Source organism: Cellvibrio sp., from assembly GCF_053579595.1.
In genome coordinates this window covers 1-4,694 of record NZ_JBRFPI010000355.1, presented here as the reverse complement: position 1 = coordinate 4,694, position 4,694 = coordinate 1, and the positions used below count along the sequence as shown (strand labels likewise).

Genomic DNA, 4,694 nt, shown 5'->3' with positions numbered 1-4,694 from the left:
GACACTGTCGGTGTGGCCTTCAATAACTAATGAGCGATCGGGATTTTGCGTAAGGAATGCAGTCAATTTTGCGAGGTCCGCTGTTGCTGCTCCTTTTAAATCGGCCTTACCGGTTTCAAACAATACATCACCCAAGGTCATTACCAATCCACGTTCGGTTTGTTTTGCATTCAGTTCAGCTAATTGGCGGCGCAAGGCATCGGCTTCTTGAGTGCGTGATGCAAGTTGCGCCTCGGTTGCCTGGTCACTGATTTCTTTGCGCTGATCTTCCAAAAAGCGCGCCGTTGCCAGTGCTACAGCGGTATCGACTTTGCGATCTGCGAGGTACACCAGATGTTGTGAATATTTGGTGTCTTTACGTGGTTGTTCAGCAAGGTTTACGGCTGCTTCGGCTTCTTTAATCGCAACCGGTGCAAGGGTTGCCAGTTGTGAATCCGATTGCAGTTGGGTCAGTTTTGCACGTACTTCTGCTGAACCATCCGGCGCTTTAGGTGTAGTGCTACAGGCCAATAACAGCCCACTGCTAATCAGTGCTAACAAGATTGGTGCGATAGGTTTCGTGAGTTGTTTCATTGGACACCTCCTGAGTTACGTTGCAATTCCTGCTCAAGGGTATTGACGCTTTTTCCCAATTCATCATTGATCGCTTGGGCTTTGGCTGCGTCTGCCTTAGCGGTTGCCAATTCGGCATCGGCTCGCGCTTGTTCTGCCAGGCGCTCTGCAGTTGTCATTTCTTCTTTTGCGACTGCAGCGCGCGCAGCTGTAAGTTTTTCGCGGGCTTCGCCCAGTTCAGGGGATGCGTAATCGGCGACACGCGCCTGTTCAGCCGTTGCGATGGCCAGTTCAGCGGCTTGTAATGCCTGGTCGGGTGCTTTCGGCGGCGAACTACAACCCACTAACAGCACGCCGCTCACAGTCAAGGTTGCTAAATAAGACGCAACTTTGCTGTGCTTCTCTTGGTTGATTAATCTGATCATAGTGGTGCCCTCGGTAAGCAAGACAGTTCACTTAATCGGGTTATAAGAGCAAAAATGACAGGTTTTATAGCCTGAGATTATCGCTTCAAGCGACTCCGATTCAGCGTGACAAATCCAGCTTAAGGAAGATTAATTGCTGTATCAGTGCGTTATCCCGCATAGAAAACGGTGATGTCAGAAATACCAAGCCAGTCACAAAAGCCATAAAAACAACCTATTTAAATTCCTCCGAATAATCCTTTTTCTCAGCCCGATAAACAGGTTCGACTTTTTTATTGGCCCCTAAGTGCGACTTTTAGTAGTTCTGGTTCGAGTTTTTCTGTGCCGTAGAACCCCAAAAATGCGAGTGCTAGATTCGGAAATGGCTTGATTTGCCGGCTTTTTAATCACTCGACAAAAATAGGGGTTAGTTATGTTCAACAGTGGCGATACAAACACAAAAAACACGCGCAGGATATTTAAAAAATCCTTGCTCGCTGTTTCGATTATGGCGCTCGGCGCTCCCGCAATCGCGCAAACAGGAAATGCAGCAACTGAACAAGAATTGGAAGAAGTCGTGGTGCAGGGGATTCGCACCAGTCTTGAAGATGCGCAAGCGTTAAAGCGCGATGGCGACACGGTGAAAGATGTTATTACTTCTTCCGATATTGGTGCACTGCCGGATAAAAGTGTGACTGAAGCTCTGCAACGTGTTCCTGGTGTAACCGTTGGCCGTTTTGCGGCGCCGACTGACCCTAACCATTTTGCAGCTGAAGGGCGTGGGGTTTTGGTGCGCGGATTGGATCGTGTACACAGCCAATTTAATGGGCGCGAATCTTTCAGTGCGGGCAACTGGACATCGGGTTTGAGTTACGAAGATATTCCACCTGAATTGGTGGGCACTGTGGAAGTAATTAAAAACCAAACCGCCGATATTATTTCCGGTGGTATTGCCGGACAGTGAATTTAATTACGCGCAAACCTTTGGATATGGATGGGCGAAAAATTTTTCTCTCGGCCAAAACCAGCTACGGTGATCTGGTCGATGATTGGTCGCCGTCTTATTCGGGATTATTCAGCGACCGTTGGGATACCGATATTGGTGAATTTGGATTTTTAATCAGCGCATCGACGTCGGAATTTACCGCGCGCGGTGATGGCATCAACCTGACCAACTTTTATGAGCGCAGTGCAACCCAGACCGAGTTTCCAACCTTGGGCTCGACCGAATTGCCCGGTTATGCCGGAAAAAAACTCTACATGCCCACCGGGCCCTGGATGCAAACCGCTGATTCCAATCGCGACCGCAATGGATTTGATGCTGCATTGCAATGGCAAAATAGCGACGAAACCATCAAAGCCACCGCTGAATTTATCCGCTCGGATTCTGAAGAAAGTTGGCGCGAGCGCGTACTCTTTCCAACCACTAGTTCGCAAGGTTTTGATGCGGATCTTACCAATGCGGTATTGGTCGGTACCGACGCAACCTTTGATGATAAAGGCTACTTTACTAGCGGAACTATAAGCTATCCGTGGAATGTTGCTTATCTGGCGTCAACACGTGGCGATCGCACTGAAAGTATTGTTGAGGACGCCAGTTTTAATGTGTTACTGACACCCGATCACAAATGGAAGATCGAACTGGATTATCAAACGCTCGATACCAGCTACGAGCGCGAAAATAACACCATCAACAATCGCTTCGCGATGTCCGATGTGTTCCTCGATTTACGCACCAAAATTCCGACCGTGAAATTTTTAGGCACCAATGCAACAGGGGGTGTACCGGATTGGTGTCCTGCTGGAAAAAATCCCGGCACAGCCGATTTGTCTGATCCAGCGGGTGCTTGTGATTATTATCAAGTATCAATTATGGATACCAATGTCGATGCTGAAGGAACTATGGATTCTTTCACCGCTGATGTTGAATACCAAATTGAAAGTGGCTGGTTGAAATCTATTGCGGGTGGTGCGTATTTTTCTGATATCGACCGCACCACGCAAGATGATGAATATATTAACTGGGGCGCAGTCTCCCACACTTGGGGCACAGCCCCGACTGCGGGTATGGCAGGCAATCCGGAATTGTATGAAGGCGTTACTTTCGGCAATGATTTTATGGGTGGCAAAGGCCTTGCGGGCGATAACCGCACTTTCTTATTTCCACGCATGAGCAATACCCAAGAGAAAAATTTATTAGCTTACGATCAATTCCTGATGGATAAAGGCTTGAACAATGGTGGTTGGCGCAATCGCGGTGCGCGCGTCAGTATTGATGGCAAGCCAACCAATGCGCAGGGATATTTACCGCACGAAACAGTCACCACCGCAATTGATCGCGAAGAAGCTTATGTGCGGTTTGATTTTGTAAATGATGAATTGGCAATGCCGGTTAAAGCCAATGTGGGTCTGCGCTATGTAAGTTATGGTGTAGAAGCGACAGGAACATCGCGTTTTAATAAGCCGGGTTTAGGTGATGTTGCAGAAGCTTACTATAAACAAAACTTCCCTACTTATGCGGCATTTTTTAATGGCGGTGGCTCAACCGTAAATACCGCAGAGCCAGATACTTACACCACGACTTTGCCGAGTCTTAATGTGAGTGTTGCAGTGACCGACGATATAATTACGCGCTTTGCTGTATCTAAAGCAATATTTTTTCCATCGCTTTACGATATGCGCAATACCACCAATTACAACGCAGCGGTTACATCTACCACCGATCCTGCTAACCCCGCCAACATTATTGATATGAAAGTATCGGCGAACGGTACGGGCGGCAACCCCAATTTGCAGCCGGAAGAATCCAACCAAATCGATTTAACTGCGGAATGGTATTTCAGTGAGGTGGGTTCTTTAACGCTGAGTTTATTTCAGAAAGATATCGAGAATTTGTTCCGCGAGCGCAATTATCAAACTACCGTAATTAATCCGGATACCGGTACTTCGATGGATATGTTGGTGCGCCGTCAAGTCAATGAGGGTGAGGGCAGCATTAAAGGTTTCGAAGTTGCCTATCAACAGTTTTATGATTTCTTGCCCGGATTCTGGAGTGGCTTTGGTACGCAATTTAACTACACCTATGTGTCGCAAGACGATCTTGAAGATGCAGAAATGGGCACCAGTGTCTCGGTGGGAGGCGACCGCAATGCGTTCCGCAATTTCAACAATTTGCCATTGCCGGGCTTGTCGGAAGATACCTACAACTTTGCATTGATGTATCAATACGAAGGAGTCGAAGCACGCTTCGCGTACAACTGGCGCTCCGAGTATTTGATTACCCGCCGCGATGCCAATTCATTTGCGCCTATTTTCAGTGAAGATCAGGGGTATCTGGATGCGTCTATCTGGTACACGATCAACGACAATTTCCGCATCGGTATTGAAGGCAGCAACTTGTTGGACGAAATGACGCTCACGCGCACGCAGTTCAACCAGGAAGGCGTCACCACTCCGAAAAACTTCTCTTTAACTGATCGACGTTATGCGTTATCGGTGCGGGCGACGTTTTGATTTTTGTAAATTAATGTAACTGTTTTTTTTCGTTTCTCGTCACTCCTGCGAAAGCAGGAGTCCACTGATCTAATTTTTATGGATACCCGCGTTCGCGGGTATGACGAAACGATTTTTAGCCTACAAATACTGAATTTTAAATTTACAAAAAATAAAGTGTCCGGAGTGAAAAATGATTAACGATATTTTAATTGTCGGGGGTGGCACCGCTGGATGGATGGTCGC

4 protein-coding genes are annotated in these 4,694 nt (G+C 47.4%); 2 read left to right on the top strand and 2 right to left on the bottom strand.

Annotated elements, in window-relative coordinates; genetic code table 11:
- On the bottom strand, positions 1 to 573 hold a 573-nt coding region (locus ACWA6V_RS17520), incomplete at its 3' end, for an OmpA family protein (protein WP_449523703.1).
- A complete protein-coding gene (locus tag ACWA6V_RS17515) occupies positions 570 to 977 on the bottom strand; it encodes a DUF4398 domain-containing protein (protein WP_449523702.1) in 408 nt (135 codons plus the stop codon). The genes ACWA6V_RS17515 and ACWA6V_RS17520, both read right to left, overlap by 4 nt.
- A gap of 469 nt (positions 978 to 1,446) precedes the next feature.
- On the opposite strand from ACWA6V_RS17515, the gene ACWA6V_RS17510 reads away from it, so the two are divergent.
- Entirely contained in the window at positions 1,447 to 1,920 is a 474-nt protein-coding gene (locus ACWA6V_RS17510) for a TonB-dependent receptor plug domain-containing protein (RefSeq protein ID WP_449523701.1), read from the top strand.
- A complete protein-coding gene (locus ACWA6V_RS17505) occupies positions 1,917 to 4,469 on the top strand; it encodes a TonB-dependent receptor (RefSeq protein WP_449523700.1) in 2,553 nt (850 codons plus the stop codon). Before ACWA6V_RS17510 ends, ACWA6V_RS17505 begins: the two co-directional genes overlap by 4 nt.
- Positions 4,470 to 4,694: the final 225 nt, after the last annotated feature.